Source organism: Kribbella sp. CA-253562, assembly GCF_050942265.1.
Taxonomy (GTDB): domain Bacteria; phylum Actinomycetota; class Actinomycetes; order Propionibacteriales; family Kribbellaceae; genus Kribbella.
Genome location: NZ_CP192049.1, coordinates 5,118,622 through 5,145,034, shown reverse-complemented (window position 1 = coordinate 5,145,034; position 26,413 = coordinate 5,118,622). Strand labels below are relative to the sequence as shown.

At 69.6% G+C, this 26,413-nt stretch carries 27 protein-coding genes; 16 read left to right on the top strand and 11 right to left on the bottom strand.

The features are described from left to right. Nucleotides 1-6: 6 nt before the first annotated feature. The 6 genes from ACQPXM_RS24275 to ACQPXM_RS24250 all read left to right on the top strand — a co-directional run bounded on the left by ACQPXM_RS24275 (nucleotide 7) and on the right by ACQPXM_RS24250 (nucleotide 8,444). Nucleotides 7-2,328 (top strand): hydantoinase B/oxoprolinase family protein, encoded by a 2,322-nt coding sequence (locus ACQPXM_RS24275; RefSeq protein ID WP_432937060.1) that lies wholly within the window; start codon nucleotides 7-9, stop codon nucleotides 2,326-2,328. A 115-nt stretch (nucleotides 2,329-2,443) separates the two neighbouring features. Beyond that, entirely contained in the window at nucleotides 2,444-3,001 is a 558-nt protein-coding gene (locus ACQPXM_RS24270) for a hypothetical protein (RefSeq protein WP_432937058.1), read from the top strand. A gap of 1 nt (nucleotide 3,002) precedes the next feature. Next, nucleotides 3,003-4,439, top strand: a complete 1,437-nt coding sequence (locus ACQPXM_RS24265; RefSeq protein WP_432937055.1) for a dihydrolipoyl dehydrogenase family protein — start codon at nucleotides 3,003-3,005, stop codon at nucleotides 4,437-4,439. A gap of 238 nt (nucleotides 4,440-4,677) precedes the next feature. Continuing rightward, on the top strand, nucleotides 4,678-6,165 hold the full coding sequence (locus ACQPXM_RS24260; protein WP_432937053.1) for a sugar ABC transporter ATP-binding protein: 1,488 nt from the start codon (nucleotides 4,678-4,680) through the stop codon (nucleotides 6,163-6,165). Between the two features lie 68 nt (nucleotides 6,166-6,233). Then, entirely contained in the window at nucleotides 6,234-7,268 is a 1,035-nt protein-coding gene (locus ACQPXM_RS24255; protein ID WP_432937050.1) for an ABC transporter permease, read from the top strand. 60 nt (nucleotides 7,269-7,328) lie between these two features. Beyond that, complete coding sequence (locus tag ACQPXM_RS24250; protein ID WP_432937047.1) at nucleotides 7,329-8,444, top strand: substrate-binding domain-containing protein; 1,116 nt, start codon at nucleotides 7,329-7,331, stop codon at nucleotides 8,442-8,444. Nucleotides 8,445-8,472: 28 nt separating this feature from the next. Here the strand turns inward: ACQPXM_RS24250 and ACQPXM_RS24245 are convergent, their stop codons facing one another. Beyond that, on the bottom strand, nucleotides 8,473-9,036 hold the full coding sequence (locus ACQPXM_RS24245) for a TetR/AcrR family transcriptional regulator (protein WP_432937045.1): 564 nt from the start codon (nucleotides 9,034-9,036) through the stop codon (nucleotides 8,473-8,475). Between the two features lie 114 nt (nucleotides 9,037-9,150). Here ACQPXM_RS24245 and ACQPXM_RS24240 point away from each other — a divergent pair, with 114 nt between their 5' ends. The 5 genes from ACQPXM_RS24240 (at nucleotide 9,151) to ACQPXM_RS24220 (ending at nucleotide 13,144) form a co-directional block, all read left to right on the top strand. Further along, on the top strand, nucleotides 9,151-9,876 hold the full coding sequence (locus ACQPXM_RS24240) for an SDR family oxidoreductase (protein WP_432937043.1): 726 nt from the start codon (nucleotides 9,151-9,153) through the stop codon (nucleotides 9,874-9,876). Between the two features lie 55 nt (nucleotides 9,877-9,931). Beyond that, nucleotides 9,932-10,996: an aldo/keto reductase gene (locus ACQPXM_RS24235; RefSeq protein ID WP_432937041.1), complete on the top strand. Its 1,065-nt coding sequence runs from the start codon at nucleotides 9,932-9,934 to the stop codon at nucleotides 10,994-10,996. 97 nt (nucleotides 10,997-11,093) lie between these two features. Next, entirely contained in the window at nucleotides 11,094-11,684 is a 591-nt protein-coding gene (locus ACQPXM_RS24230; protein WP_432937038.1) for a TetR/AcrR family transcriptional regulator, read from the top strand. Next, nucleotides 11,684-12,529 (top strand): oxidoreductase, encoded by an 846-nt coding sequence (locus tag ACQPXM_RS24225; RefSeq protein ID WP_432937035.1) that lies wholly within the window; start codon nucleotides 11,684-11,686, stop codon nucleotides 12,527-12,529. The genes ACQPXM_RS24230 and ACQPXM_RS24225 overlap by 1 nt, the downstream gene beginning before the upstream one ends. A gap of 204 nt (nucleotides 12,530-12,733) precedes the next feature. After that, on the top strand, nucleotides 12,734-13,144 hold the full coding sequence (locus ACQPXM_RS24220) for a hypothetical protein (RefSeq protein ID WP_432937033.1): 411 nt from the start codon (nucleotides 12,734-12,736) through the stop codon (nucleotides 13,142-13,144). A 37-nt stretch (nucleotides 13,145-13,181) separates the two neighbouring features. Here the strand turns inward: ACQPXM_RS24220 and ACQPXM_RS24215 are convergent, their stop codons facing one another. Then, complete coding sequence (locus ACQPXM_RS24215) at nucleotides 13,182-14,690, bottom strand: ATP-binding protein (protein ID WP_432937031.1); 1,509 nt, start codon at nucleotides 14,688-14,690, stop codon at nucleotides 13,182-13,184. A gap of 87 nt (nucleotides 14,691-14,777) precedes the next feature. Here ACQPXM_RS24215 and ACQPXM_RS24210 point away from each other — a divergent pair, with 87 nt between their 5' ends. Together ACQPXM_RS24210 and ACQPXM_RS24205 are read left to right on the top strand one after the other, a co-directional pair. Next, a complete protein-coding gene (locus ACQPXM_RS24210; protein WP_432937028.1) occupies nucleotides 14,778-15,266 on the top strand; it encodes a hypothetical protein in 489 nt (162 codons plus the stop codon). A 2-nt stretch (nucleotides 15,267-15,268) separates the two neighbouring features. Beyond that, nucleotides 15,269-15,754 (top strand): RDD family protein, encoded by a 486-nt coding sequence (locus tag ACQPXM_RS24205; RefSeq protein ID WP_432937026.1) that lies wholly within the window; start codon nucleotides 15,269-15,271, stop codon nucleotides 15,752-15,754. Here the strand turns inward: ACQPXM_RS24205 and ACQPXM_RS24200 are convergent. After that, entirely contained in the window at nucleotides 15,714-16,256 is a 543-nt protein-coding gene (locus tag ACQPXM_RS24200) for an HdeD family acid-resistance protein (protein ID WP_432937024.1), read from the bottom strand. The genes ACQPXM_RS24205 and ACQPXM_RS24200 overlap by 41 nt on opposite strands. 21 nt (nucleotides 16,257-16,277) lie before the next feature. Further along, nucleotides 16,278-16,733: a DUF7144 family membrane protein gene (locus tag ACQPXM_RS24195; protein ID WP_432937022.1), complete on the bottom strand. Its 456-nt coding sequence runs from the start codon at nucleotides 16,731-16,733 to the stop codon at nucleotides 16,278-16,280. Between the two features lie 158 nt (nucleotides 16,734-16,891). Here ACQPXM_RS24195 and ACQPXM_RS24190 point away from each other — a divergent pair, with 158 nt between their 5' ends. Both ACQPXM_RS24190 and ACQPXM_RS24185 read left to right on the top strand, forming a co-directional pair. Beyond that, nucleotides 16,892-17,188, top strand: a complete 297-nt coding sequence (locus tag ACQPXM_RS24190; protein WP_432937019.1) for a PLD nuclease N-terminal domain-containing protein — start codon at nucleotides 16,892-16,894, stop codon at nucleotides 17,186-17,188. Further along, the gene (locus tag ACQPXM_RS24185) at nucleotides 17,185-17,847 is read left to right on the top strand and encodes a hypothetical protein (protein WP_432937016.1); all 663 of its coding nucleotides are present in this window, start codon (nucleotides 17,185-17,187) and stop codon (nucleotides 17,845-17,847) included. Before ACQPXM_RS24190 ends, ACQPXM_RS24185 begins: the two co-directional genes overlap by 4 nt. 82 nt (nucleotides 17,848-17,929) lie before the next feature. Here ACQPXM_RS24185 and ACQPXM_RS24180 read toward each other — a convergent pair whose 3' ends face one another. The 5 genes from ACQPXM_RS24180 to ACQPXM_RS24160 form a co-directional block, all read right to left on the bottom strand. Further along, entirely contained in the window at nucleotides 17,930-18,649 is a 720-nt protein-coding gene (locus ACQPXM_RS24180) for a neutral zinc metallopeptidase (protein WP_432937014.1), read from the bottom strand. Further along, a complete protein-coding gene (locus ACQPXM_RS24175; RefSeq protein ID WP_432937011.1) occupies nucleotides 18,649-19,134 on the bottom strand; it encodes a DUF7144 family membrane protein in 486 nt (161 codons plus the stop codon). The genes ACQPXM_RS24180 and ACQPXM_RS24175 overlap by 1 nt, the downstream gene beginning before the upstream one ends. A gap of 111 nt (nucleotides 19,135-19,245) precedes the next feature. Then, nucleotides 19,246-20,199: a formylglycine-generating enzyme family protein gene (locus tag ACQPXM_RS24170; protein WP_432937008.1), complete on the bottom strand. Its 954-nt coding sequence runs from the start codon at nucleotides 20,197-20,199 to the stop codon at nucleotides 19,246-19,248. Beyond that, the gene (locus ACQPXM_RS24165) at nucleotides 20,196-21,122 is read right to left on the bottom strand and encodes an HAD family hydrolase (protein WP_432937005.1); all 927 of its coding nucleotides are present in this window, start codon (nucleotides 21,120-21,122) and stop codon (nucleotides 20,196-20,198) included. The genes ACQPXM_RS24170 and ACQPXM_RS24165 overlap by 4 nt, the downstream gene beginning before the upstream one ends. Nucleotides 21,123-21,135: 13 nt before the next feature. Next, complete coding sequence (locus ACQPXM_RS24160) at nucleotides 21,136-22,677, bottom strand: arylsulfatase (RefSeq protein ID WP_432937003.1); 1,542 nt, start codon at nucleotides 22,675-22,677, stop codon at nucleotides 21,136-21,138. Between the two features lie 183 nt (nucleotides 22,678-22,860). On the opposite strand from ACQPXM_RS24160, the gene ACQPXM_RS24155 reads away from it, so the two are divergent. Further along, nucleotides 22,861-24,549, top strand: coding sequence for a SulP family inorganic anion transporter (locus ACQPXM_RS24155; protein ID WP_432937000.1), 1,689 nt, complete (start codon nucleotides 22,861-22,863; stop codon nucleotides 24,547-24,549). Between the two features lie 76 nt (nucleotides 24,550-24,625). Here the strand turns inward: ACQPXM_RS24155 and ACQPXM_RS24150 are convergent, their stop codons facing one another. After that, entirely contained in the window at nucleotides 24,626-25,060 is a 435-nt protein-coding gene (locus ACQPXM_RS24150; protein WP_432936998.1) for a DUF7144 family membrane protein, read from the bottom strand. Continuing rightward, nucleotides 25,057-26,331: a cation:proton antiporter gene (locus tag ACQPXM_RS24145; protein WP_432936996.1), complete on the bottom strand. Its 1,275-nt coding sequence runs from the start codon at nucleotides 26,329-26,331 to the stop codon at nucleotides 25,057-25,059. The genes ACQPXM_RS24150 and ACQPXM_RS24145 overlap by 4 nt, the downstream gene beginning before the upstream one ends. Between the last annotated feature and the right edge of the window lie 82 nt (nucleotides 26,332-26,413).

Here is a 26,413-nt window from a genome sequence, read left to right as displayed (position 1 = left end):
CCTTCGATGACTTCCAGAATCCCTGGGGCGGACGACTTCACCAGCCGGCCGATGCCCCGCGAGGAACTGCTGCGGCAGATCTCGCCCACCCTGCCGCTGCACCAGGTCGACGAGTCGCGGACCGAGTCGGTCGACGCCCTGACGTACGAGGTCGTCCGGCACCGCCTGTGGGCGATCACCCAGGAGATGGGCGAGACGCTCCGGCGGATGTCAGGCTCGCACGTCGTCACCGAGTCCAACGACTTCAACTTCTCGATCTGCGACGAGCTCGGCGAACAGGTCCAGGTCGGCACCTTCAACATCGGCCTGATCGGCTCGATGGACCTCGCGATCGTCTGGACCCTGCGCAACCGCAGCGACAACCCCGGCATCGCCGAGGGTGACATGTTCCTGTGCAACGACCCGTGGATCGGTGGTGGGCTGCACCAGAACGACGCCGCGATCCTGGCGCCGATCTTCCACGAGGGCAAGCTGTTCGGCTGGACGACGGCCATCGCCCACCAGGTCGATTTGGGCGGACCGCGGCCGGGCTCCTTCAGCCCGTCCGCGCAGGACGTGTTCGGCGAGGCGGCGCCGACACCGCCGTTGAAGGTGGTCCGCGGGGGAGTGCTGCAGCGCGACGTCGCCGAAGCCTGGGTCCGGCGCTCGCGGCTGCCGCACCTGGTCGGCCTCGACCTGCGCGCCAAGATCGCCGCCAACAAGAACGCGGCCGAGCAGATCCTCCGGCTGATCACCAAATACGGCGCCGACACCGTCAAGGTCGTCATGCGCCGGATGATGGACGACGCGGAACGCCGGCTGCGGGCCAAGCTCGAGACGTTGCCCGACGGGACGTGGACCGCGGTCGGCTACCAGGAACAGTCCGGGACCGGAGACCGCGGCCTGTACGCGATCAAGGTCGCGATGACCAAGCAGGGCGACCGGCTCGTCTTCGACTTCCGCGGGACCGCCGGGCAGACCGGCATCATCAACTGTCCCTACCCCGGGCTGCGGGCCGGGATCGTCTTCACGATGCTGCCCTTGCTGGCCGGGGACATCCCCTGGGCGGCCGGCGGGCTGATGCGTTGCTTCGAGATCGTCACCGACGAGGACACCATCACCAACGCGTCGTTCCCGGCCGCTGTGGGCAAGGGCCCCTTCGGTCCGGCCTGGGGCGCGGGCAACCTCGTCGCCGAGGTGCTCGCCAAGATGCTGGACGCCGAACCAGACCATCGCACCGACGTACAGTCCATCTGCAACGGCACGACTGACCTGTGCGTGGTGTCCGGCGTCGATGTCCGCGGCGGTGGCAGCAAGGGCTTCGTGTCACCGGTGTTCGACGTGATGGCTGGCGGCTACGGCGCGCAGGTGTACCACGACGGCGTCGACACGGGCGGCCGGCTGATCATCCCGGCGGCGCGGGCACCTGACGTCGAGATGACCGAGTACCTCTATCCGCTCGTCGCCTTGTGGCGGCGTGAGCAGACCGACTCCGGGGGACCGGGCCGGCAGCGCGGCGGGATGAGCGGCTCGGTCTGCTACGTCCAGCACCCCGACCAGCAGGGAACGATGTCGCTGGTCGTGTCCGGCACCGGTAAGGTCGCCAACCAGAACGTCGGCCTGGCGGGTGGCTATCCGGGCAACTCCCAACTCGACCTCGTGGTGCGCGGAATCGATCTGCCCCAGCTTGCCGACGCGGCCACCATTCCCGGTGGCTTGGACGAGCTCGGCGGCGAGGTCGAAGTGCTGCCCTGCGAGGGGGAGTCGACGCTCGGCCCTGGCGATGCGCTCTACCTGCATTGGCAAGCCGGCGGCGGGTACGGCGATCCCCTGCTGCGCCCGGCCGACGATGTTCGCGCCGACGTACTCCAGGTGCGGGTGTCGGCAGCCGCCGCGCGGGACGTCTACGGTGTCGTGCTTCGGGAGGACGGCGAGGTCGATCCGGCAGCGACCGACGACCTTCGCCAGGAACTGCGGACCACCCGCGCGTCCGGTGCCGGACTGTCCAGCGCGCCCTCGGCGATCAGCACGCCTGAGCTCGAGGAGTCGCGCCGGCTCGACGACAACCTCGTCGTCCTCGATTCGCCGGACGGCGGGACAGTGGCCTGTGTGCACTGCGGCACCGAGATCGGTCCGCTCGCCGGAGGCGAGTTCGTCGGGGCGCTGGCTCGCCGTGAGTCGGCACCGACCGAGGCGGGTCCGCACATCTGGCACGACCCGAGCGAGTACGTCGACGCCCAGATCGTCTTCCGGCAACTGTTCTGCCCTGGCTGCCTGACCGCGGTCCACTCCCGGGTCGTCCCGGTCGACCACCCGCTGCCGGCCGACGACTACCGCACCTGGACGTAGGAGAGATAGAACGTTCTGTCTTGACATTGGATGGTGCTCGCGACATGCTGTGTGTACGGAACGTTCGGTCTACTTCTGCGCCGCGCTCCTTCGCACATCACTCGAGAGGATCATCGTGAGCACCGTTGAATCACCCGCCGTCGGAGGAGTCGCGGCGGCACTGCGCCGGCTGTACTTCGTGCGGTTCGCCTTCGCCATCGTCTGGGCGGTCCTGCTGTTCACCACCAAGTCGGAGCTCGGGCCGCTCGGCGTCACGCTGGTCGTCCTGTACCCGCTGTTCGACGTCGCCGCGGCGGTCGTCGACCTCCGGTCCTCCCAGGGCGTCCGGTCGGTGCGTGGCCTGTACGTGAACATCGCGATCAGCCTGATCGCCACCATCGGCTTGGCGATCGCCAGCACGTCCGGTGTGCCGGCTGTCCTGCGGGTGTGGGGCGCCTGGGCGATCGTCGCCGGGCTGGTCCAGCTGATCGTGGCTCTCGGCCGTCGCTTGATGGGCGGACAGTGGCCGATGATCCTGAGCGGTGGCCTGTCCGTGCTGGCCGGCGCGTCGTTCGTCGCGGGTGCCTCCGCGGAGGACCCGAAGCTGACCAACATCGCCGGCTACGCGGTGCTCGGCGGCATCTTCTTCCTCGTCTCGGCGATCCGGCTCGGCCGCGCCGCGAAGGGGAACTGACATGACCACCACGTACGACGTCGTCATCATCGGCGCGGGACCGGTCGGGGAGAATGTCGCCGACCGCCTCGTGCAGGGCGGCCTGACCGCCGCCATCATCGAGCGGGAACTGGTCGGGGGCGAGTGCTCCTACTGGGCCTGCATGCCGACCAAGGCGTTGCTGCGCAGCGCGGCAGCGCTCCGGGCGGCCCGGCAGGTTCCCGGCGCCCGGGAAGCCGTGACCGGCGACCTGGATGTGGCCGCGGTACTCAGCCGCCGGGACTCCTTCGCTTCGAACTGGCAGGACGACGGACAGGCGTCGTGGCTGGAGTCGGTCGGCGTTCCGCTGTACCGCGGACACGGCCGGATCAGCTCAGACCGGATCGTCGAGGTGACCGCGGACGACGGTACGACGACGACGCTGACCGCGCGGCACGCGGTGGTCGTCGCGACCGGGAGCGGCGCGCTGGTCCCGGACATCGAGGGCCTCCGTGCGGCGGCGCCGTGGACCAGCCGGGAAACGGTTGCGGCCAAGGAGGTTCCGGGCCGGCTCGCCATCATCGGTGGCGGGGTGGTGGCCTCGGAAATGGCGACCGCGTTCAGCGATCTGGGGTCGTCGGTGACGATGCTGGCGCGTGACGGCGTACTGCACCTCGCGGAGCCGTTCGTGGGGGAGCGGGTGGCGGACTCGCTGCGGGACAAGGGCGTTTCGGTGCGGATCGGGGCCGAAGCCGGTGCGGTGAAGCGCAACGACGACGGCACGGTCTCCATCACGCTGGTCGACGGCGAGCAGATCGACGCCGACGAGCTGCTCGTCGCGATCGGCCGCACCCCGAACACGCAGGACATCGGTCTGGAGACCGTCGCCCTGACGCCGGGATCGTGGCTCACGGTCGACGACACGATGCGGGTCGTCGGGCCGGACGGCGCGCCGCTCGGCGACGGCTGGCTGTACGCCGCCGGTGACGTCAACCGCCGCGTCCTGCTCACCCACCAGGGCAAGTACCAGGCGCGCGCCGTGGGTGACGTCATCGTTGCGCGTGTGAAGGGCGAACCGGTCGAGGACGGCCGGTGGGGCCGGCACGCGGCGACCGCCGACGAGCGCGCGGTGCCGCAGGTGGTGTTCACCGATCCGGAGATCGCGTCGGTCGGACTGACCGCGGCCGCCGCCGAGGCCGCCGGGCTGCGGATCCGGGTCGTGGACTACGACCTGGCCGCCACCGCCGGTTCCTCTCTGCACGCCGAGGGCTACCAGGGGCACGCCAGGATGGTCGTCGACGAGGACCGCAAGGTGATCGTCGGCTTCACCCTGGCCGGACCGGACGTCGCGGAAATGGTGCACGCGGCAACGATCGCCATCGTCGGCGAAGTCCCGCTGGACCGGCTCTGGCACGCGGTCCCGGCGTTCCCCACCGTGAGTGAGGTCTGGCTGCGGCTGCTCGAAGCCTACGGCCGCTGAGCCGTCCCGCTGGTCCGTCCCGCCTGAAGACACCGGGACGGGACACCGGTGATCATCGAGTACGCCGCGCGGTGACCCGAGGACGCCTCCCCCAAGTTCGCCGAACTGAAGGAGTGACAGCGGGCGTGCTGTCCTCTACTGTGTAGTGGACGTTACATACACATTGAGCGGACGTTACCCACCGGGAGATCGAGATGCGGGTCGATAGCTGTGTTCGGTACGTGACCGGGAGTCTCGCGTGACCAGCGAGCAGCGCCGGCCGTTGGTCCGCGTCCAGCGGCTGACCAAGTTCTTCGGCTCAACCTGCGCTCTGGATCACGTCGACGTCGCGGTGCACGCGGGGGAGGTGCTGGCCGTGGTCGGGCACAACGGCTCGGGCAAATCGACCTTGGTGAAGCTGCTGGCCGGTTTCCACACGCCCGACGGCGGCACCATCGGCCTTCGTGGCGACGACGGCGAGCAGACCGAGCTGCGATTCATCCACCAGGACCTCGGGCTGGTCGGATCCCTGTCCACGGTGGAGAACCTCGCACTCGGCTCGGCTTCGGACGGCCCGCCGTGGCGCCGTCTGCGCAAGGGGGCCGAGCGGCTCGATGCCATCGAACTGGTCGCGCAGTTCGGGGTCGGCTTCGACGTCGACGCGCTCGTGCAGGAGCTTTCGCCGGCCGAGCAGACGATCGTCGCGATCGCCCGCGCGCTCCGCGGCTGGAACGACGAGCGCAACGTCGTACTCGTCCTCGACGAGCCGACCGCCGCGCTGCACGGGACGGAGGTGGACCGGCTGATGGCCGTTGTCCGACGGGTGGCCGAGCGTGGAGCCGGCGTGCTGTTCATCTCGCATCGCCTCGACGAGGTTCTCGGCGTCGCCGACACCGTCGTGGCGCTGCGCAACGGCGGCGTGGTCGGCAATCTGCCCTGCTCCGAGACCGACTACGCGGGACTGGTGGAGCTGGTTGCCGGCAGCGCCGTCGAGGAGCTGCAACGCCGTCCCGCCGAACGCGGCGACGTGGTGCTCCAGGTCAAGGCCCTGCAGGGCAACGCGATCCGGGACTTCGACGTGACCGTGCACGCCGGGGAGATCGTCGGTGTGGCCGGCATCCTGGGCTCGGGGCGCGACGAGGTGTGCGGCACGATCTTCGGCGGGCGTCGACGGACCTATGGCTCCGTGCGGCTGCGGGACAACGACCTCGCCCCGGGAGATCTCCGCCAGTCCATCCGCCGCGGCGCCGCGTTCGTACCGGGCGATCGGCACAAGCACGGCGCGGTGATGACGATGACCGCGGCCGAGAACCTCGAGTCCGTCCGTGTCCCGGGAGTCGAGGGCCGGTGGCAGCGGGTCCGCAAGCCGGACGAGTTCCGTGAGGTCGTGGAATGGTTCGCGGCGTGCGGAGTGGTCCCCGCCCAGCCGGAGATGCCGCTGTCGCAGTTCAGCGGCGGCAACCAGCAGAAGGTGGTGCTGGCCAAGTGGTTGCGAACCCACCCGAACCTGCTGCTGCTCGAAGAGCCGACGCAAGGGGTGGATGTCGGGGCCAAGGCGGTGATTCACCAGCTGATCGTGCAGACCGCCAACCAGGGCGCAGCGGTGCTGGTGGCTTCGTCGGAGGCCAAGGAACTCGCGCAGCTGTGCGATCGCGTCCTGGTGCTGGCCGATGGCGTCGTCGTCGACGAAGTCGCGGGCGCGGAGCTGACCGAGGCCCGGATTCTGCACGCGAGCGTGCCGGTATGAGCGCCGCGGACACCCGCCGTGCAGCGGCGCCGGACAACAAGACCATGACGTCAGGAGACCACGCGCCCATGCCCGCCAGCAGCACGAGCCAGACGCGGAGTGGGTGGCCCGGCCTGCGCCACACGCTCGCCTTCCACAACATCAGCGCGGTCTACATCTGGATCGCCATGGTGGTCCTGTTCTCGATCCTGGTCCCCGAGACGTTCCCGACGGTGGACACCGTCCGGATCGTGCTCGCCGACCAAGCCCTGACAGCGATCCTGGCCATTGGTCTGGTGCTCCCGCTCGCGGCGGGGGCCTTCGATCTCTCGATCGGTTCGCAACTCGGCCTGGCCGCCATCGTGGTGGCGTGGATGCTGTCCGTCCAGGACCTCGGACTGTGGGTCTCGATCCTCGGCACCCTCCTGGTCGGTGTGGCCGTCGGACTGATCAACGGCCTGCTGATCGTGAAGGCGAAGATCAGTTCGTTCATCACCACGCTGGGCATGAGCTCGATCATCCTCGCCGGGATCTCGTGGATCTCGCACGACGCCCAGATCCTCGATCTCGGGACGGACTTCCAGGAGATCGCGACCCACCCGATCTTCGGAGTGCCGCTGTCGGTCTACGTGATGGTCGTGCTGGCCGCCTGCGTCTGGTACCTGCTCGACAACACCCATCTCGGCCGGGCGGTCTACGCCACGGGTGGCAACACGGAGGCGGCGCGGTTGGCCGGCGTACGGACCGAGGTGGTTGTGGTGGCGTGCCTGGTGAGCTGCTCACTGCTGGCCGCGGTCGCGGGCATCCTGCTGAGCTCTTCGCTCGCGACGGGTGACCCGACGATCGGTCCGGGCTACATGCTGCCGGCGTTCGCGGCGGCGTTCCTGGGGTCGACCCAGTTCCGCAACGGACGGTTCAACGTGCTCGGGACGGTTGTCGCGGTCTACGTCCTCGCGACCGGCGTCAAAGGCCTGCAACTGGCCGGCGCTCCGGTGTGGATTCCGGAGCTCTTCAACGGCGTCGCGCTGCTGGTCGCCGTGGCGGTCAACCGGCGTCAGGGGTCGGCCCGCCGCGCCCGCTCGGCCCGGACCGCGGCGGGGGTCACCGCCGAACGTGCCGTCTGAGCGAGATCGCTCGCACGGCTCCAACTCGCTCGAGCACAACCTCTTGCAAGGAGAACTGGCATGAAGAGACGTCGATTCACCTTTGGTGCCACCGCGACGCTGGCCGGTCTGGCGCTGGTGGCCGGCTGCGGGAGCAGCGGGCAGGAAACGGCGACCGCCCTGACCGCCGACGCGCAGGCGAAGGCGAAGGAGCTGGTCGCGCCGTACGAGGGCAAGCCCGGGGCGTTTCCCGTCACCGAACGGCTCGGGGCGCCGGTCCCGGCGGGCACACGGATCGCCTACATCGACAACGGCAACGCGCTGGTTTCGCTGATCTTCCGGCTCATGCAGCCCGCCGCCAAGGAACTCGGTGTCGACCTGTACGCCGTACGGGCGGGCACTTCGGCCAGCGGCGTACAGGCTGCGTTCAGCACGGTCGTCCAGCAACGCCCGGCCGCGGTGATCAACACCGCCATCGATCCGGCGCTGTGGGACAACCAGCGGCGGCAGCTCGTCGCCGCCGGAATCCCGATCGTTTCGCTGGGCACCGTGGCCCCGGCAAGCAGTGGACTCGTGCAGCCGAACGGCGAAGCGGCCTTCGAGCGGCAGGGCCGGCTCCAGGCGGCCTGGCTGGTGGCCAACAACGACAAGTCGGTCGAAGCGGTGCTGTACGAACACAACGAACTCGCCTACGCCGCGGCGGTCAAGAAGGGGTTCGAGAGTGAACTGGAGAAGCTGTGCCCTGACTGCACGGCCAGAGTCGTGCAGATCCCGATCACCGAGGTCGGCAACAAGGCGCCGGAACGGATCGTCAGCGACCTCCAGGCGCATCCGGACACCCGCGCCGTCGTTTTCCAGTCCTCCGCGGTGGCGACGGGACTGCCTGCGAAGCTCAAGGTCGCCGGACTGAAAGACGTACAGATCGTCGGGGCGAACCCGCTGCCGACGAACCTGCAGTACCTCAAGGACAAGCAGGGCACGGTCGAGCTGGGCGCGGATCTCAACACGCTCGCCTGGACCGCCGTGGACACCGCCGCCCGGCTGATCGTCGGCCAGAAGCTCCAGCCGAACGTGGTCAAGGGCGATGCCCTGGTGCACCAGTTCCTGCGTCCGGAGGACATCACCTTCGATCCCACCCGCGGCTTCTCGGCGTACCCGGACGTTGCCGACCGGTTCAAGACCCTGTGGAACCGATGAACCAGCGCCTTCGGTGGTGGAGACGGACCTAGCGCGCACGCAGTCCGTCGACGACGACGGTGAGCATGCGGTCGAGTTGGGCGCGCTGCTCGGGCGCACCGGCCACGGAAAGTACGCCGGCGAGAATGCCGCCGATGTCGACCGGATCGAGGTCGCTGCGCAGTTCGCCTGGCTCGGCGCCGGCCTCGAGCAGCATGGCCAGGATCTGCTGGACCTCGTCGCAGACCGGTCCGGTGCCGAAGCGGCCAGTGGCGCTCATCGCGACCAGCGCTTCACAGATTCCGCGTCGTTCACCTGCCCATTCGGCGAAGCGGAGCATCCACGCGTGCAGGGCTTCCGCGGGCTGTTCGGTGGCCAGTAGCGCTCGCGCGTCGTCCCGCAACGGACGGATCTGGTCGCGGTAGACCTCTTCGACCAGGTCCTCCCGGGTGGGGAAGTGCCGGTACAAGGTGGCGTTTCCCACGCCGGCACGTTTGGCGATCGCGTCCAGCGAGATCGCCTGGCCGGACGCGAAAGCCTCAGCGGCCGTGGCGATCAGGTGTGCTCGGTTGCGCTGGGCATCGGCGCGCGGCGTGCTTCGTACAGGTGTCATGGCCTTCGCGATCAGCAGGTGGGTCGAGGGTGAAACGGGGAGATCCCCGGATAGTCTACAGTGGGCTAACCGGGGAGGTCCCCGATTACGCACCAGTCCCGACGAAAGGCCGTCATGCCCACAGCGCTCATCACCGGCGGAACGACCGGAATCGGCAGGGCGACCGCCGAACTGCTCCACGCCCGGGGCTACCAGGTCGCCGTCACCGGGCAGAATCCCGAGTCGCTCGCGCGAGCACGGCGCGAGCTTCCCGGCGACGTACTGGTCCTCCGGTCCGACGCACGGCTTTTGGCTGATGCCGACGTGCTCGCGGCGACGGTGTCCGAACGATTCGAACGTCTCGACCTGTTGTTCCTCAACGCAGGCATCTTCCGTCCCGCACCGGTCGCCGACGTGACGGAGGAGTCGTTCGACGAGCAGGTCGGGGTCAACTTCAAGGGGCAGTACTTCGCGCTCCAGAAGGCGCTTCCGCTGATGAACGACGGCGGATCGATCGTGTTCACCGTGGGCATCGGAGCGCGTCGCGGGAGTCCGGGCGCCACGGTGGGGGCAGCAACGCGCGGTGCTCTGCTGGCGATGTTGCCCTCGCTCGCCCTCGAGTTGGCGCCGCGCAGGATCCGCGTCAACGCCGTGAGTCCCGGTGCGACCGACACGCCGCTGTTCGACAAGCTCGGAGTTCCTCGCAGCGGCCGGGACGCGATGCGCGCGAACATCCCGTTCGAGCGCTTCGGATCGAGCCAGGAAGTGGCCGAAGTCGTCGCGTTTCTCGGGTCGGAGGCCGCGGCCTACCTCACCGGTCAGGACGTCGTCGTGGCCGGCGGCTACGGGCTCGGGGTCTGAACGTCACGCCCTTCCACGCACGTCGGATCACCAGCAATCACACCAGGAGAAGACAATGGCACTCACCCTCGACACCTATCGGCAGCTGGGGCGGTCAGGCCTTCGGGTTTCGCCGCTCGCTCTGGGGGCGGCAACCTTCGGCAACGAATGGGGCTGGGGTGCGGAACAGGACGAGGCGCGCAAGCTGTTCGACCTGTACGTCGAGCGCGGCGGCAACTTCATCGACACCGCGGTCACCTACACCAACGGCACGTCCGAGCGCATGCTCGGCGAGTTCGCCAAGGGCCGGCGTGACAGCCTGGTGCTGGCCACGAAGTACACGACGCTGCGGCGGCCGGACGACCCCAACTCCGGTGGCGCGAGCCGGAAGAGTCTTTTCGGCGCGGTCGAGACCAGTCTGCGCCGGTTGAACACCGACTACCTCGACCTGCTCTACCTGCACGTGTGGGACTCCACCACGCCCGTCGAGGAGATCCTTCGCGGGCTCGACGACCTGGTCCAGCAAGGCAAGGTCCTGTACGTGGCCATCTCCAACACTCCGGCCTGGCAGATCTCGCGCATGCAGACGATCGCCGATCTGCGCGGCTGGTCGCCGTTCGTGGCCCTGCAGTTGGAGTACAACCTGGTGGAGCGCACCGGCGAGCGTGACCTCATTCCGATGGCCGAGGAACTCGGGTTGGGAACGGTGCTGTGGTCGCCGCTGGCCGGCGGCGTACTCACCGGCAAGTACAGCCGCGAGGACCTGACCGCGCCGCCGTCCGGCGAGGGCGAGAGCATCCGCAAGAGTTTCAACGTGGCCCTGGGTGGCGTGACCGAGCGCAGCCTTGCCATCGTCGACGTGGTCAAGGAGGTCGCCGGCGAACTCGGTCGTACGCCGGCCCAGGTGGGGCTTGCCTGGGCCCTGCACAACCCAGCGGTGACCGCGCCGATCATCGGTGCTCGAACCGCCGATCAACTGCAGGAGAACCTGGGAGCGTTGGAGGTCGAGCTCACGCCGTCCCAGCTGACGCGGCTGGGCGAGGTCAGTGCGATCGACCTCGGATTCCCGCACGCCATGCTCGCGAGCGACCACATCCGCGTCCAGACCCGCGGGGACCTGAAGATCCAGGCCCGCCGCTGACGACCGGCCGATGCGCCGAGGGGCAGCGCCACCGCTGGGTTCTCGCGCACACTCGACATGGTGTTGATTTTTATCGACGCGGTGTAGAGTTGTTCGTATGGCCGAGACGACCGGTGGCAAGCGGAGGCAAGGCCCACGCAAGGGCGACCTGCGGGAGAAGGCGATCCTCGACGCGGCCGAGGCGTTGCTCGAGCGCGAGGGCGTCGAACTGATGACCGTCGAGTCGATCGCCAAGGGGGCGGGGATTTCGCGGGCCTCGCTGTACTTCTACTTCGGCTCGAAGCTGGACGTCCTGTCGGTGCTGGTCGCGCGGACCGTGGACGCGATGGCCGCGCAGGCCGATGTCGCTCAGTCCGCGGACGACTCCGCCGACGACGTGGTCACGGCGTCGGTGCGGCATACGGCGAACTTGTGGCGCGAGCACGGGGTGGTGCTCCGGGCCGCGGTCGACCTCGCGCCGGTGACGCCGGAGATCCGCAGGATGTGGACCGGCACCGTGACCCGGTACGCCGCGGCCATGACGGAGGTGCTCGCGCGGGCCGGCGTCGCCGATCCAGCGATGGCCGAGGCGCTGTGCTGGATGACCGAGCGCACCTTCTACTGGGCGAGCGTCAACGGCGACGACCTCGACCGGACCGCCGACATCTGCGCACAGATCTGGTGCGCGACGATTCGAGGGAACAACTGATGGCTGAATTTCTGATCACCGGCGTGAGCAGCGGTCTGGGCCGCGCTTTCGCCGAAGGAGCACTGGCCGCCGGTCACACCGTGATCGGTACGGTCCGCAAACCCGCCGATGCCGAGGCGTTCACCGCTCTGCACCCGGCCCGAGCGCACGGCCGGCTGCTCGATGTCACCGACGACGCGGCGGTGTTCGCGCTGGTCGAGGAGGTCGAGAACGAGGTCGGCCCGATCGACGCGGTGATCGCGAACGCCGGCTACGGCCACGAGGGCGTCTTCGAGGAGTCGCCGCTGTCGCAACTGCGCGACCAGTTCGCGGTGAACGTGTTCGGCGTGGCCGCGACCGTGCAGGCCGTTCTGCCGTACATGCGACGCCGCCGGGCCGGGCACATCTTCGCGGTCACCTCGATGGGTGGGCTGATGACTGTGCCGGGGTTGGCGTACTACTGCGGCAGCAAGTACGCCGTCGAAGGCATGATGGAGGCCGTCGGCAAGGAAGTCGCCGGTTTCGGCATCCACGTCACCGCGATCGAGCCGGGCTCGTTCCGTACCGACTGGGCCGGCCGGTCCATGGTCCGCGCCGAGCGGAGCATCGCCGACTACGACGAACTCTTCGAGCCGATCCGCGCCGCCCGGCAAGCTGCCAGCGGCAACCAGTTGGGCGACCCGGCGAAGGCGGCGGCCGCCGTACTCGAGGTCTTCAACTCACCGGAGCCGCCCGCCCACCTGGTACTGGGCTCCGACGCTCTCCGCTTGGTCCGGGCCGGCCGCGCGGCGGTCGACGCCGAGATCGAGCAGTGGGAGAAACTCAGCGTCAGCACCGACTTCCCGACCGGCGCTCAGCTCAGCTGATTCCTGTCGACAGGGGTCATCGACGACGGATTGGCTTCTGCCCAGCACGACAACAGGTCCGGCGTTCCCTCGACGTGATCGGGTGCTCATCCTCGATGGGTGAGGCGGTGCGGACTCTCGCGTCCTAGGGTGAACTCGCCACTGCCTGCGCCGAGTGGTCACGCGGACCGGGAAGAGGAACCTGGCATCGGAAGAGGAGCGGGCATGTTGATCGCGCTGCTGCTGGTTCTGGGGGTCAATCTGACCACCGTCATTGCGCTGGCCGTGCTGGTGTTCGGGCGGCGGCGGTGGCTGAAACGGCAGCCTGGGCAGTTCGCCGGGTCGATCAGGGTGGTGAGTGGCGCACTGGACGGTGTCGGCGGGAAGTGGAAGCGGGGTTCGGGCCGCTGGGTTCGGGACGTTCTCGTGTGGAGCAAGGCGCCGCTGATGTTCCGCAATCAGATCATTCCGATGGACCGTCTGGCGGACGCGCGCCTGGCGCGGACCGGTGAGGTGAAGAGACTCGGGGACCAGCCGGTCGTTGTCGAATTCGTCTCCGACGAGGCGCTGGTGCAGCTCGCATCGCGAGCGCAGGACCGCGCGTTGGCGATGGGGCCGATGAGGAACTCCGGCTGAGGCCAGCGCGCGATCGGTCTGGTCGAGCCGGGGATCGTCAGCGGGAGGCCGCCCAGTCGATGGGGATGTCGGCCCCGCCTTCCTCGGCGGTTCGGGCTCCGAAGCGTACGTAGCCGGCGTGGGGCTGGACCTTGCCGGCGATCAGGGCGTGCCCCTGGCGGAAGGCCGAGGCGCGTTCGAGCAGACCGGCGGGCACGAACGAGAACACGGCCCTCAGGAACTCCAGATCAGCCGCGGAGTTCATCCGCATCAGCATCAGGTTGTCGCACTGCGACAGGGCGTTCTCCTGGACCTTCTGCGGACGCTGGGTGGACAGCAGCAGGTACAGCCCGAACTTGCGGCCCTCGGCGGCGATCCGGGTGGCGTAGTCGGCCGCCAGCGCCGTGACCGCGTCCTGGGGCGCGGCCGGGCAGACGTTGTGCGCCTCGTCGATCACCACGAGGACCGGCTGACGGCGCGCCCGGCGGCGCCACAGCGTGGACAGCACCGCCTCCGCGACGACGCTCTGCTCGGCCGGGGTGTCGAGCGAGCCCAGGTCCACGATCAGGCAGCGGTGGTTGTCCAATTCTTCGAGCAATGAGCCGGTTTGTTCCCGAGCCCAGATCGACCAGTCGAGTACGCCGAGGTTGGCCGCGCGCAGCCCCAGTTCCCGGGCGCCGGGTTGCTCGCTGGTGAGGAAATCCTCGAGCCCGGTGTCCAACGCGCTGCCACGCTCGCTGGACTCGAGCAGGGCCGACAGCGCGCTGTACTCCTCGCGATCGGCGATCGGATCCAGCTGGAGCACGGCCGCCCGCCCGGCCGGGTCGAGCTCGGCGAAGCGCAGCCGGATCCGGTCGTCGCCCGGCCCTGCCCCGCGGACGGCGATGCCGCGCGCCGCCGCCGAGTAGCGATCGGCGACCGAGGGGTCGACCCCGGCTCTGGTTCGGGCCAGCTTGACGTAGTCGGAGTTCGGGTCGAGTACGACGATCCGCAGCTCGGTCTCGACCAGCAGGCGTTCGAGCACGAGGCCGAGCGAGTACGTCTTGCCGGACCCGGACTGACCGCACAGGAAGGTGTGCCGGTTGAACCCGCCGGCGTCGAGCGTTGCCGGTACGCCGGGCGCGAGCAGGTGCTCACCGATCTCCAGCACGGCGCGCCGCGGCCGGTTGCCGGCCAGCCAGGTACCGACCTCGTCCGGCCGCGCAGGACGGACGAGGACGTCGTGGAACGGCGTCGATTCGTCGTCGAGCACGATCCCTTCGCCCTGGGCGGTCCGGACGTGCAACGCCGCCGGGGCCCCTGGTTCGACCTCCGCGGCCTCCACCCGCGCGATCCGCAGGCTGAGAATCTGTCCCAGCCGCGGGGACGGACCGGTCTCGAGAACGACGTGACCGCCGATCTGGAGCGCGAGATCGTCCAGCGAGGTCTGGAACTCGAAGCCGATCCCGTCCACCGAACTCGCGAGCGGCCGGACTCCGCGCTCGACCACGCGGCGCGCGGTGCGGAGGTCCGCGAGGCCGTTGCCTGGTACATCGACCTGCGGCGAATCGGTGCGCTCAGTCGTCATTGGCCAGCTGTACCACGCGCCGTACGGCGTTGGTCTCGTCCTCGCGGGATGATGCCGGCGGCGGCGTCCGGCGACGATCCTGGGGCGGTGAGCAGCCCAGAGCCCTCCGAGCATCCCGCGGACGTACCGGCCGCGACCCGCGAGCCGATCGTCGTGATCGACCTGGCCGTGGGGGCCTCCGTCCTGGCGCTGACCTCGGTCCGTGCGGTCGGCCGCCGGATGCACCGGATTGCCAAGCCGGTCGCCGGTGTCGTGCTCCGGCCTCCGATGGTGCCGGCGCGGTATCAGCTGGACACGTTGCTGGTGGCGATGGCACGCCAGGGGCACAGCCACCGTCCGGACCTGGTGCGCCAGGTGTCGGCCGCGCTCGACGTGATCGTGCCGTCGGCCGTGGCCGCGACGCTGGCCCGGGTGGACGTGGCCGAGATCGTCCGCGAGTCCACTAGCTCCGTGGCGTCCGACACCGTGCAAGGCGTCCGAATGCAGGGCATCTCGGGCGACGAGGCGGTCGGCCGGGCGGTGGGTCGGCTGCGGCGTCCGTTCAGCCGGAAAGACGCGGTCGTCCCGGAACCGTGACGATGGACGAGCGCATCTCGCCGGTCCCGCGGGAAGCCCGGCCGTACCAGGGCCGGCGGGCCGGACTGGTCACCCGTGCGGCGGCGGGCGCGATCGACGCGGTTGTCGTGCTGGCGCTGCTGCTGGCCGGCTACCTGGCCGTCAACGGACTGCTGTTCCTGGTCGACCCGCGGAGCTTCCGGTTCACCGAAGCGTCGCCGCTGCCCGCTGTGACCACCGCGCTGGTCGTTCTCGTCGGCTATCTGTCCTTCGCGTGGTCGATCACCGGGCGCACGTACGGCTGTCACGTGATGGGCTTGCGGGTGGTCGGCTCCCGCGGTGGCAGGGTCAGGCCGCACATCGCTGTCCTGCGGGCCGTTCTGTGTGCCCTGTTCCCGATCGGGCTCCTGCTGTGCGCCGGTGGCCGGAGTCCTCGGTCGGCGCAGGACGTCGTACTGCGGACGTCGGTCATCTACGACTGGCAGCCTCGGCGAGCTCGCGCCGGGTGAGCAGCCCGGCCACGACGTACACGACTCCCCAGGTGAGCGCGATGATGCCGAGCAGGACGGCGATGCCGACGGCGCCCCGGCCCGGGTTGGCGACGAAGAACACGCCCAGCAGGATGGACAGGACCGCGCTGAGCAGAACCAGCCAGCGGGGTCCCGGCAACCGGGTGCTGAAGGCAACTATTGCCTCGAACAGGCCGCGCAGGATCAGCCAGATGCCGACGATCCAGGTGAGCGTCTCCGCCGCCACCTGCGGGCTGAAGATCGCGAAGAACGCCGCGATCAGCGCGGCGACGCCCAGCACCACCGACCCGAGCCGGGTCCCCGCGGACTCCGGCCTGGACGCCTGCACCAGCGCGCCGATCCCGTCGGCCAGCACCCACACGCCCCACAACACCATCAGCGCGGTCGCGGTCGAGATCGGCCAGACGACGGCCAGGATCCCGAACACGATGCCGATCACCCCGCGTACGACCAGGAACTTCCAGCTGACGTCCGTGTCCATGTTCTGGCCCTTTCGGTCGTGCTACTCGGTGACTTCGTGACCGTGCACGGTCAGCGCCCAGATCACCAGCAGGTCGATCGCGATCATGGTGACCGACCAGATCGGGTACGCCGCGAGGAAGCCGGCGTTCACGATCGCGCTCACCATCGCCACGACGACGCCGACCACGCGGGCCCAGACCTTGCCGGCGAACAGGGCGAATCCCGCCGCGGCGACGACGAGGCCACCGACGATGTGGATCCAGCCCCAGGCGGTGTAGTCGATGTGGATCGTGAGCTCGGACTGACCCACCAGGAAGTACTCGTCCTTGAACAGGGCAACGAGTCCCTGCATCACGTGGAACGTGCCCAGCAGCGTCATCATGACGCCGGCGAAGGCGATCCAGCCGACCCACCCGGTCATCCGGGTGGGTTGAACGCCCTGCGACCAGGTCTGCGGCGCGGCGCCGCCCTGCCCGGCCTTCGTGGAGTGCGACATGTGCGGTCCCTCTTCCCGACGATGGAACACCGGCTCCAGCCTTCGCCGAGCCGCACCGCACTGCCTCATCCGGAGAGGATGAGGCCGGGGCGGGACGGCGGGACGACCATCTGATTGCGGCCCGGGTGCCCCCGCGCCGCCCACGAAAGGGGTGCCTCATGGACGACTACCCGCTGCTCGGCATGTTCTTCACGATCCTCTGGTTCTTCCTGTTCATCGCCTGGATCAGCTGCCTGCTCTCGATCCTGCGGGACATCTTCCGGAGCGCGGATCTGTCCGGGGCGGGCAAGGCCGGCTGGACCTTGCTGGTCGTGCTGCTGCCGCTGTTCGGCGTCCTGGTCTACCTGCTGGCGCGCGGTGACTCGATGCAGGAGCGTGAGCTCCAGGAGGAAGCCCGGCGCGAGCAGGTGCGCCAGGACTACATCCGCTCGGTCGTGAACAAGCCCGCGGCATGAACCGTACGATCCGGTCGTTCTGCCTCTACCTGGCCACCACCGTTGGGCTCGTGTGCACGATCGTCACGTGGGGAGTGCTCGCGGCTCTCGCCAGCGGGGTCCTGTTCGCACTGGCGGTGGGCGCCATCGCTTCGGCGGTCTGGGCGGAGGACGTCCGGCGGGCGGCGTCGAGGATCGCTCGGGTCGCGCTGGCGGCCGCGGTTCTCGCGCCGGCCGCCATGGGCCTGCTGGCGGTCTTCGGGTTCGCCGGCCTCCTGGTCGTGCTGGCGCTGGCGGTGACCACACCGGGGTTCACCTCGCTGGTCCGGACTCGCCGGGCCGCTGATCGGGGTCCGTCGCCGGTCCGGCCGGATTTCGGCGTACCGAACGTCGCTGTGCCACCGATGCGACGCGCCGTACCGCCCATGACCGGTCCGCTGCCGGACGCCGGGTCGCTCGACGACGAGGCGCTGTGCCTGGCCTGGCGCCGCAGCTTCGTCCAGCTCGAAGCGGCTCGCTCGGCGGCGGAGCGGCTGGCCGTCGTCGAGCGGCGGCAGCAGTACCTCGACGAGTTGCACCGGCGATCGCCGCAGGGCCTGGCCGCCTGGCTCGCCTCGGGCGCCAGGGCCTCCGGCAATCCGCTCCCGTACGTCGGCGACACCTGGCGCCGAGCCTCCTGAGCCGGGATCAAACCCGGGCGAGCCGGGAACCTCCACCAAGCAGGGAAACCGCCGAGCCGGGAACCCCCGGCTCAGCCGGGACTCAGGTGCAGGCCCGCACGCCGCCCTTGACGCCGGTGTTGAACGCGGACGTCCGCTCCTCGGCGTTGCCGTGATCGCTCACGTCGGTCCAGGGATAGTCGTCCGCGACCGCGGCCAGCGTCGCGGCGATCTCGTCGCTGTCGCCCGGTTCGGCCGTGATCAGGCCCTCGTCGGCCGCCCCTTGCAGCGCCGCGCCGGCCAGGCAGTCGGCCTGGAGTTCCGCCGCGACCGAGACCCGGTCCTCGCGCAGCCGCGCCTGGATCGCGTGGCCCCACTCGTGCGCGATGATCAAGTAGACCCACGCGTCGCCGATCTGGCTGTAGCCGGCCATCATCAGGTTGTCGTCCCAGGCCACGAAGTCGCCGGGCAGGCAGTAGACGGCGTTGAACGGCACGGATTCCGGTTCGCCTCCGCACGGTGGGCCGTTCGTCCCGACGTACGAGCCGGCCACGCGGGGACCCTGATAGGGCTGCCCGGCCTGTTCGGTGAAGTAGCGCCGCCAGAAGGTGTCGACCGCCGTGACGGCGCCGCGCTCGTCGTTCTTCATCTCCGCATGGTCGGCGGCGTTGACGGTGCCACCGACCAGGGTCGGCTGCGTGGTCGGGACGTCGGTGGCCGGTCCCGCCGGTGGGGCGGAGGATGTCGTCGCGCAGCCGCCGGCGATGGCGGCCGCGGCCGTCGCGATCGTCAGCCACCCGGCCGCCTGTCGCCTGGCCATCATCAGCCCATCGGGGGGATGCGTCGGGCGGAGGCCACCGTGTAGTCGGTGCCCTCCGCGACGTGCCACGGCGCGTCGCCGACTCCGCCGAGCCGGTCCCGGACGTCGGACCACCGCGCGATCAGCGCGAACAGTACGACGGTGTCGAGCGCGATCATCAGCAACGACCAGATCGGGTAGGCACCGAGCCACGCGACCTGAGTGACCGCGTGCAGACCGACGACCACGATCGCGGCGAACCTGGCCCAGGACACGGCCGAGAGCACGCCGCCGCCGACAGCCATCAGCAGCAGCCCGGACACGATCAGGACCCAGCCCCAGGCGGTCACGTCCACGACGACCAGGTCGTCCGGCGTCATCACCAGCCGGTCGTCGGCGACCAGAGCGACCAGGCCCTGGAAGACGTTGATCAGCCCGGTCACCATGAGCATCGCACCCGCGAACGCGACGAAGCCCGCCAGCGCCATTCCACGTTGATTCGCAGCCATCTTCGGCATCTCCTCTCGGTGCGTCCGCCGGCCGGGACCGGCCGCGGGCCGCACCTGGATGGTGTCCTCGATCGTTCGCGGGCTGCCTCACCCTGCGGGGATGAGGGCCGGTCAGGCGACGCAGCGGAAGCCGAGGTGCGAGGTGGACGTGTCGATCGGCTGCGCCATCCGGGCCGCCGGCCGGTACCGGCGGCAGTAGTTCGGCGCACACAGGTGCGAGCCGCCCTTGGTCACCCGCCGGGGGATCCGGACCGGCTGCCGTGGGTCGTAGCTGCTGTCCTGGTCGGCGCCGCGGGGGTTGGTGACGGTGCAACAGGCGTGCGCTGTCTCCGTGTGCGCGGCGTACCAGTCGCTGGTCCACTCCCAGACGTTGCCGATCATGTCGTACAGGCCGTACCCGTTGGGTGGATAGGTGGCGATCGGGGAGGTTCCCTCGTACCCGTCGGCGCGGGTGTTGTCCAACGGGAACTCGCCCTGCCAGGTGTTGGCCAGGTGCCGGCCGTCGGGCGCGAACTCCTCGCCCCACGCGTACGTCGCGCCGTCCAGCCCACCGCGGGCCGCGAACTCCCACTCGGCCTCGGTGGGGATCCGTTTGCCGATCCAGTCCGCGTACGCCGTGACGTCCTCCCAGGCGACGTGCACCACAGGGTCGTCGGGACGGTTCTTGATCGAGCTCCCGGGTCCTTGCGGGTGCTGCCAGTCAGCACCCGGGATGTACGTCCACCAGTTGTACGGATCGCGCAGGTCGACCGGGTGGTCCTGCTTGACGAACACCGTGGAGGCGGGGACGAGCAGCTCCAGCTTCGCGCCGGGATAGTCGGCGGCGTCCGGCACCCGCTCGGCGACCGTGACGTGACGGGTCTTCTGCACGAACCTGGCGAACTGACGGTTGGTCACCGGGTGCTGGTCGATCCAGAACCCGTCGACGGTGACCTGATGGGCGGGTCGCTCCTCCGGGTAGTGGTCGTCGGAGCCCATCCGGAAGGTCCCGGCCGCGATCCACGTCATCGCGTCGTACGGCGCGTCGGCGGCGCGTCGTGAACCGGTCGTCGCCCGCGTCGTCATCCGAACACCACCGTCCAGTCGTCCTTCATGCTGACCACCGTCCAGCCGCGGGTCTTCGCGCGGTCGAGGACCTGGTCGGCGCCGCGGGTGTAGTCGAACTCCCGCTCGGCGTCGTCGTGCAGGACCAGCAGGCGCAGGCCGGGTCGGTCGGCGGTCCCGGCGAACTGCAGCATCTGGAGGTCGCCATTGGCGTTGCCACCGGCAACGACCGGGCGTCGGCCGGTGCGGCTCCAGATCCGCACCGGCTTGGCTGGTCCGTCGTCGAAGACGTCCAGCGCCGCGGTGCGCATCAGCTGCCCGGTGTCGCCGTCCTCGCGGTACTCGAGGTCGACCGAGCTGCCGATCACGCGGTCCGGCGGGATCCCGTAGAGCTCCTGGCTGACGACCCGGAGGAAGTCGCGCCCGCCGCCGGTCGCGATGTAGCAGGTGAAGCCGTTCGCGGCCAGGTAGTCGAGGAGCTCCACCATGGGCTGGTAGACGCACGCGGCGTACGGCCGGTTGAGGGACGGGTGCCGGGCGGTGGCCAGGAACTCCGAGGCGATCGCGTCGAACTGCTCGATGGTGATGTTCGCGTACGCGCCGAGCAGCCCGGCCGCCATCACCTTCAGGTCGGTGTCGTCGCCCTCGTAGTGCTTGACGATCGCCTGGTTGAGCCAGCCGTAGTCCTTGGCCGCGACAGCCTTCCAGGGCTGGCGACTGGTCAGGGAAGGGTCGGCCTGCGCCATCTCCCCGATCCGGCGGAGCAGGAAGTCGGCCTGGATCGGCATCGGCTTCTCGCACCACAGCGTGCCGTCGTTGTCGAACACCGCGACCCGGTCCTCGGGCGGCAGACCGCCCGGACCGGTCGCGGACTCGACGAACTCCACGATCGCCGTCCTGGTCGCGGTGTCGCGCCAGGACGCGAGAGTGCCGTCGGTTGTCATCGTCGGGTCCACGTCAGTGCGCGCCCGCCGTCGCAGCGAGTTCCATCTTCTCCAGCGCTTGGTCGATGGTGAAGCTGGCGGCGCGCTGGCGAGGTGGGAAGTCCTTGAAGGTGGCCAGGAACGGAACCACGATCGCCTGGGCCGCGATCACCAGGTACGCGCGGTCGATCAGCCAGTCGTAGTAGGTGTTCGACGTGATGTCGGCCCGTTCGAACGGGTCGGTGCGCAGGTTGTAGAGCTTCGGGATGCGCAGCGTCACGAACGGTTCGGCCCAGACTCCGAGCGTGCCCGGCAGCCGCTGCTCCATGAACACCAGCTTCCAGTGCTCGTACCGCAACGCGACCAGGTCGCCGTCGTCGCTGAAGTAGATGAAGCCCTTGCGCGGGCTCTTCTCCTCCGCACCGGTCAGGTAGGGCAGCAGGTTGTAGCCGTCGATGTGGACCCGGAACAGCTTGCCGGCCGCCTCGTGTCCCTGCTGCAGTTTGTCGACGACGTCCGGCTCACCGGCCATGGCCAGGAACGTCGGCAGCCAGTCGTGGTGCTGCACCAGCTCGTTGGAGACCACGCCGGCCGGGATCCGGCCGGGCCAGCGGACCATCATCGGGATCCGGAACGCGCCCTCCCAGTTGGTGTTCTTCTCGGCCCGGAAGGGGGTCATCGCGCCGTCGGGCCAGGAGTTCATGTGCGGCCCGTTGTCGGTGCTGTACATCACGAACGTGTTGTCGGCGATGCCCAGCTCGTCCAGCAGGTCGAGCAGCTCGCCCACGTTGCGGTCGTGGTCGATCATCGTGTCGTGGTACGGCGACTGCCACGGCCCGGCCTGCCCGAGGCTTTCCGGCTTGGTGTGGGTCCGGAAGTGCATGTGGGTCGTGTTGACCCAGCAGAAGAACGGCTCGTCGGCCTCGTGCCGGCGGGTGATGAAGTCCTTGGCCGCCGCCACGAACTCGTCGTCGCAGGTCTCCATCCGCTTCTGGGTCAGCGGCCCGGTGTCCTCGATCCGCTGGCGGCCCACCCGTCCCCAGCGGGGGTCCTCGCTGTCGTCGTCGGTGTCGGTCGCCCAGGTGTGCAGGACACCGCGCGGACCGAAGCGGGAGCGGAACTCGGGGAACCGCTCGGCGTCCGGGTAGTCCGGGAGTTCCGGCTCCTCCTCGGCGTTGAGGTGGTAGAGGTTGCCGAAGAACTCGTCGAAACCGTGCGCCGTGGGCAGGAACTCGTTGCGGTCGCCCAGGTGGTTCTTGCCGAACTGACCGGTCGCGTAGCCGTGGTTCTTGAGCAACTCGGCGATGGTCGGGTCCTCGTGCTGCAGTCCCACCGGGGAGCCCGGCATGCCGACCTTGGTCAGGCCGGTCCGGAAGCCGCTCTGCCCGGTGATGAACGACGCGCGTCCCGCCGTACAGGACTGCTCGCCGTAGGAGTCGGTGAAGCGCATCCCCTCGGCCGCGATCCGGTCGATGTTCGGCGTGCGGTAGCCCATCAGGCCGTCGCTGTAGCAACTGAGGTTGGTGATCCCGATGTCGTCGCCCCAGATCACGAGGATGTTGGGCTTCTCCGCCATGGCAGGCTCCTTTGCGTCGCGGGTGACCGGTCCACTGTCACCCGCGATCGCGGGCCCCGTGCTCACCCCTGCCGGATGACCTCGGTCCACGCTCGCCTGGCTCATCCCACGGGGGTGACGATCCGGCCGGGCCGGTCGGACAGGCTGATGATCCGGCTCGATCGTCTCCGAGAGGACACCGCTATGACGGCGCCGACAGTGTTCCCGTCGCTGCGTGGGTACCAGCGCAAGTGGTTGCGGGGCGACGTCCTGGCCGGTCTCACGGTCTGGGCCGTGCTCGTCCCCGAATCCCTGGCGTACGCGTCGATCGCGGGCGCGCCACCCGTGGTCGGTCTGTACGCCGCACCGGCCGCCCTGCTCCTGTACGCCGTACTCGGCAGCTCCCGGCAATTGGTGGTCGGCCCGATGTCGGCGACCGCGGCGCTGTCGGCCGGTGTGGTCGCCGCGGTGATCGGGGTCAGCGGCGACGGCTACGTCGCGGCCACCGCTGCGCTGGCGATCGTGGTCGGCGTGATCGCGATCGTCGCCGGGCTGCTGAAACTGGGCTTCCTGGCGTCGTTCATCTCCGAGCCGGTGCTCAAGGGCTTCATCGTCGGCCTGGCGCTGACCATCATCGCCGGTCAATTGCCGAGCCTGTTCGGGGTGCCGAAGGGGGAGGGCGATTTCTTCGAGAAGATCTGGGACCTGGTCACCGAGCTGGGCGCCACGAACGGCTGGACGCTCGGGGTCGGCCTGGTGTCGCTGCTGGTGGTGCTGGGCCTGAAGCGGTACGTCCCGCTGCTGCCGGCCTCGCTGTTCGCCGTCGTCCTCGGAGTGCTCGCGGTGGTCGTGTTCGGCCTGGAGGATCACGGGGTCGCCGTGGTCGGGCAGATCAAGGGCGGCCTTCCGTCGTACGGCGTACCGGATGTTTCCGCGGCCGACTACCTGGCGCTCGCCGGCGGTGCGTTCGGGGTCGCGCTGGTGGGCTTCGCCGAAGGTCTCGGCGCCGCCAAGACCTACGCGACCAAGGCGGGCTACGACGTCGACCCGAACCGGGAGCTACTCGGACTCGGTGCGGCGAACCTGGGCGCCGGACTGTCCTCGGGCATGGTCGTCAACGGCAGCCTGTCCAAGACCGCCGTCAACGGCGCGGCCGGAGCGCGGTCGCAGATCTCCGGCCTGGTCGTGGCCGGTCTCACCGTCGTCACGCTGCTGTTCCTGACCGGGCTGTTCGAGCAGCTTCCGGAGGCGACGCTGGCCGCTGTCGTGATCGCCGCCGTGATCGAGCTGGTGGACTTCCCGGCGCTGGCCAGGCTGTACCGGCTGTGGACCGGGCGTCTGGCCACGATCTACGGAGCCGCGGCGCGGATCGACTTCGGTGCGGCGATCGCCGCGCTGCTGGGCGTGCTGCTGTTCGACACCCTGCCGGGGTTGTTCATCGGGATCGGGGTGTCGATGCTGCTCCTGCTGTACCGCGCCTCCCGGCCTAACGTGGCGGTGCTCGGGCATGCCGGCGACAGCGCTCGGGTGTGGGTCGACCGCGACCGCCACCCGGACACCGTCACCGAGCCGGGCGTGCTGGTCGTCCGGGTGGAGTCCGGTCTGTTCTTCGCGAACGCCGACCACGTGCGCGACCGGATTCGCTCGCTGGTCTCGGCGGGGGAGTACCGGGCGGTCGTGCTGGATGCCGAGACGGTCCCGTTCGTCGACGTCACGGCCGCGCAGATGCTGGTCGAGCTGGCGCGCGACCTCGAGACGAACGGGACGCGGTTGCTGCTGGCCCGTGACATCGGCCAGGTCCGCGATGTGCTGCGACGTGCCGGCGGCGACGAACGGCTCACGCACCTGTATCCGACCGTGGAGGCCGCGCTGAGCGCGCAGAGACGCCCGTGACCGGTCGGCGCTGCTCGTGATCCAGCACCCCAACGGCCCGCTCCGAAGAACCGGAGCGGGCCGTTGGCCGGACGGGTCAGGCGGTGACGTCGCGACCGTGCGCCGCCAGCGCCCAGATCACGAAGATGTCGATGGCGATCACGGTCAGCGCCCAGAACGGGTAGTACGGGATGAACGCGAAGTTGGCCAGGGCGCTCAGGCCCGCCAGGACGATGCCGACCACCCGGGCCCAGGTCTGGCCCGCGATCACCGCGAGTCCGGCCGCCGCCACCACGACGCCACCGAGCAGGTGGATCCAGCCCCACGCGGTGGCGTCGAACTGGAAGACGTAGTTGCGGGTGGCAACGAAGAACTCGTTCTCGAACAGGGCCACCAGGCCGGCGAAGACCTGGAAGGTTCCGGCCATGATCATCATGACACCGGCGAACAGGATGAATCCGACCGCCCAGCTGCTGACCTCGTGCTGCTCGCCGGCGGCGTCGTAGTGCGATGCTGCTGCTCCTTGAGTCACTGTCTTGGCTCCTTGGTCGTGGTGCGTTGGCTGGCCGCCGGTGCGGTCTCTGGCATCGACGGGTGGTTCTCGGTGCGCGCGGTGTACCAGTCGGCGTAGCGGTCGGCGCCGGGCAGAGCCGTCAGGCCGTGCGCGAGCACCGACAGCGCCACCGTCCAGGTGACCACCGTGAGCATCAGTGGACGCTCGGGGAGATCGGTCTGCTCCACCAGGAGCAGCACGAACACGATCGAGGCGAGGCCGCGCGGTCCGAACCAGCCGAGGAAGCCGACGGTCACCGTCCGCAGGCCGGTGCCGGTCATCGCCAGCGCCACCGGAAGCATCCGTACGACGGTCAGACTGAGCAGCACGTAGAGCGCGATCCGCCAGTCCAGCTTGCCGATGGCCGGCCCGAGCAGCACCGCGCCGAACAGCAGGAAGGTGACGGCATTGAACAGCGTGCCGGACTGCTCGGCCAGCGCGGTCGTGGGCTCGGCGGTGGCTCCCGCGACCACGCCGTACGTGATGCCGGCGACGAACGCGGCGATGAACCCGCTGCCGCCCACGGCGCTCGCTGTCGTGTAGGCGAGCAGCGGCGTGGCGATCGCGGTGATCTGTTGCCAGGTCGGCGTCATCCAGCCGCGGGCGGCGAAGCTTCGCACGGCGAAGGCTCCGGCAACCCCGGCGACGACACCCCCGAGAGCGCCGAAGCCGATCTCCTCCAGGATCACCCGGACCGGTTCGATGTGCGCGGCGCCCTCCTCGGCTTCGGCGATCGTCAGGCAGATGATCAGCAGCGGGACGCAGACGCCGTCGTTCAGGCCACTTTCGACGTTGAGACCCTGCCGGATCCGGGACGGAAGCCGCGGGTTGCTGACGACCGGGAGCCCCAGCGCGGCGTCCGTCGGGGCCAGCACGATGGCCAGCGCGGCCGCCGTCCAGAACGTCAGGTCCGGAAGCAGCGCCAGGCCGGCCGCCGTACCAGCCACGATGGTCAGTGGCAGCCCGGCCCCGAGCAGCCGGGCCGGAACGAGAGCCTCGCGCCGAAGCCTGCCCAGGTCGATGCGGACCGCGTCGGTGAACAGGACGAGGGCCAGGGTGGCTTCCGCCAAATGCCGGACGAACTGGTTGGCCGCCTCGAGGTCGACCACGTCGAGGGCCCGGTTGCCGATCAGCAGCCCCAGGGCGACGAACACCATGGCCTGGGTGATCACGGTTGTCGCGAGCCGCGCCGAGACGGCGCCGTGGCCGATCAGCAGCACGGCGACGACGGGCAACATCCACTCTCCCACGGGCCCCTCCGTGACCGCACCGCTGCGTCGCGTCGGACGAATGCCACCAGCCTGATCAGCTCGTGCGGTCCCGTCCTCATCC

Excerpts from the sequence above, each read along its gene's own strand:
- ACQPXM_RS24275 (WP_432937060.1), top strand. The coding sequence starts at position 7 with ATGACTTCCAGAATCCCTGGGGCGGACGACTTCACCAGCCGGCCGATG.
- ACQPXM_RS24265 (WP_432937055.1), top strand. The coding sequence starts at position 3,003 with ATGACCACCACGTACGACGTCGTCATCATCGGCGCGGGACCGGTCGGG.
- ACQPXM_RS24255 (WP_432937050.1), top strand. The coding sequence starts at position 6,234 with ATGCCCGCCAGCAGCACGAGCCAGACGCGGAGTGGGTGGCCCGGCCTG.
- ACQPXM_RS24250 (WP_432937047.1), top strand. The coding sequence starts at position 7,329 with ATGAAGAGACGTCGATTCACCTTTGGTGCCACCGCGACGCTGGCCGGT.
- ACQPXM_RS24245 (WP_432937045.1), bottom strand. The coding sequence starts at position 9,036 with ATGACACCTGTACGAAGCACGCCGCGCGCCGATGCCCAGCGCAACCGA.
- ACQPXM_RS24240 (WP_432937043.1), top strand. The coding sequence starts at position 9,151 with ATGCCCACAGCGCTCATCACCGGCGGAACGACCGGAATCGGCAGGGCG.
- ACQPXM_RS24235 (WP_432937041.1), top strand. The coding sequence starts at position 9,932 with ATGGCACTCACCCTCGACACCTATCGGCAGCTGGGGCGGTCAGGCCTT.
- ACQPXM_RS24230 (WP_432937038.1), top strand. The coding sequence starts at position 11,094 with ATGGCCGAGACGACCGGTGGCAAGCGGAGGCAAGGCCCACGCAAGGGC.
- ACQPXM_RS24225 (WP_432937035.1), top strand. The coding sequence starts at position 11,684 with ATGGCTGAATTTCTGATCACCGGCGTGAGCAGCGGTCTGGGCCGCGCT.
- ACQPXM_RS24220 (WP_432937033.1), top strand. The coding sequence starts at position 12,734 with ATGTTGATCGCGCTGCTGCTGGTTCTGGGGGTCAATCTGACCACCGTC.
- ACQPXM_RS24215 (WP_432937031.1), bottom strand. The coding sequence starts at position 14,690 with ATGACGACTGAGCGCACCGATTCGCCGCAGGTCGATGTACCAGGCAAC.
- ACQPXM_RS24205 (WP_432937026.1), top strand. The coding sequence starts at position 15,269 with ATGGACGAGCGCATCTCGCCGGTCCCGCGGGAAGCCCGGCCGTACCAG.
- ACQPXM_RS24200 (WP_432937024.1), bottom strand. The coding sequence starts at position 16,256 with ATGGACACGGACGTCAGCTGGAAGTTCCTGGTCGTACGCGGGGTGATC.
- ACQPXM_RS24195 (WP_432937022.1), bottom strand. The coding sequence starts at position 16,733 with ATGTCGCACTCCACGAAGGCCGGGCAGGGCGGCGCCGCGCCGCAGACC.
- ACQPXM_RS24190 (WP_432937019.1), top strand. The coding sequence starts at position 16,892 with ATGGACGACTACCCGCTGCTCGGCATGTTCTTCACGATCCTCTGGTTC.
- ACQPXM_RS24185 (WP_432937016.1), top strand. The coding sequence starts at position 17,185 with ATGAACCGTACGATCCGGTCGTTCTGCCTCTACCTGGCCACCACCGTT.
- ACQPXM_RS24180 (WP_432937014.1), bottom strand. The coding sequence starts at position 18,649 with ATGATGGCCAGGCGACAGGCGGCCGGGTGGCTGACGATCGCGACGGCC.
- ACQPXM_RS24175 (WP_432937011.1), bottom strand. The coding sequence starts at position 19,134 with ATGGCTGCGAATCAACGTGGAATGGCGCTGGCGGGCTTCGTCGCGTTC.
- ACQPXM_RS24170 (WP_432937008.1), bottom strand. The coding sequence starts at position 20,199 with ATGACGACGCGGGCGACGACCGGTTCACGACGCGCCGCCGACGCGCCG.
- ACQPXM_RS24165 (WP_432937005.1), bottom strand. The coding sequence starts at position 21,122 with ATGACAACCGACGGCACTCTCGCGTCCTGGCGCGACACCGCGACCAGG.
- ACQPXM_RS24160 (WP_432937003.1), bottom strand. The coding sequence starts at position 22,677 with ATGGCGGAGAAGCCCAACATCCTCGTGATCTGGGGCGACGACATCGGG.
- ACQPXM_RS24155 (WP_432937000.1), top strand. The coding sequence starts at position 22,861 with ATGACGGCGCCGACAGTGTTCCCGTCGCTGCGTGGGTACCAGCGCAAG.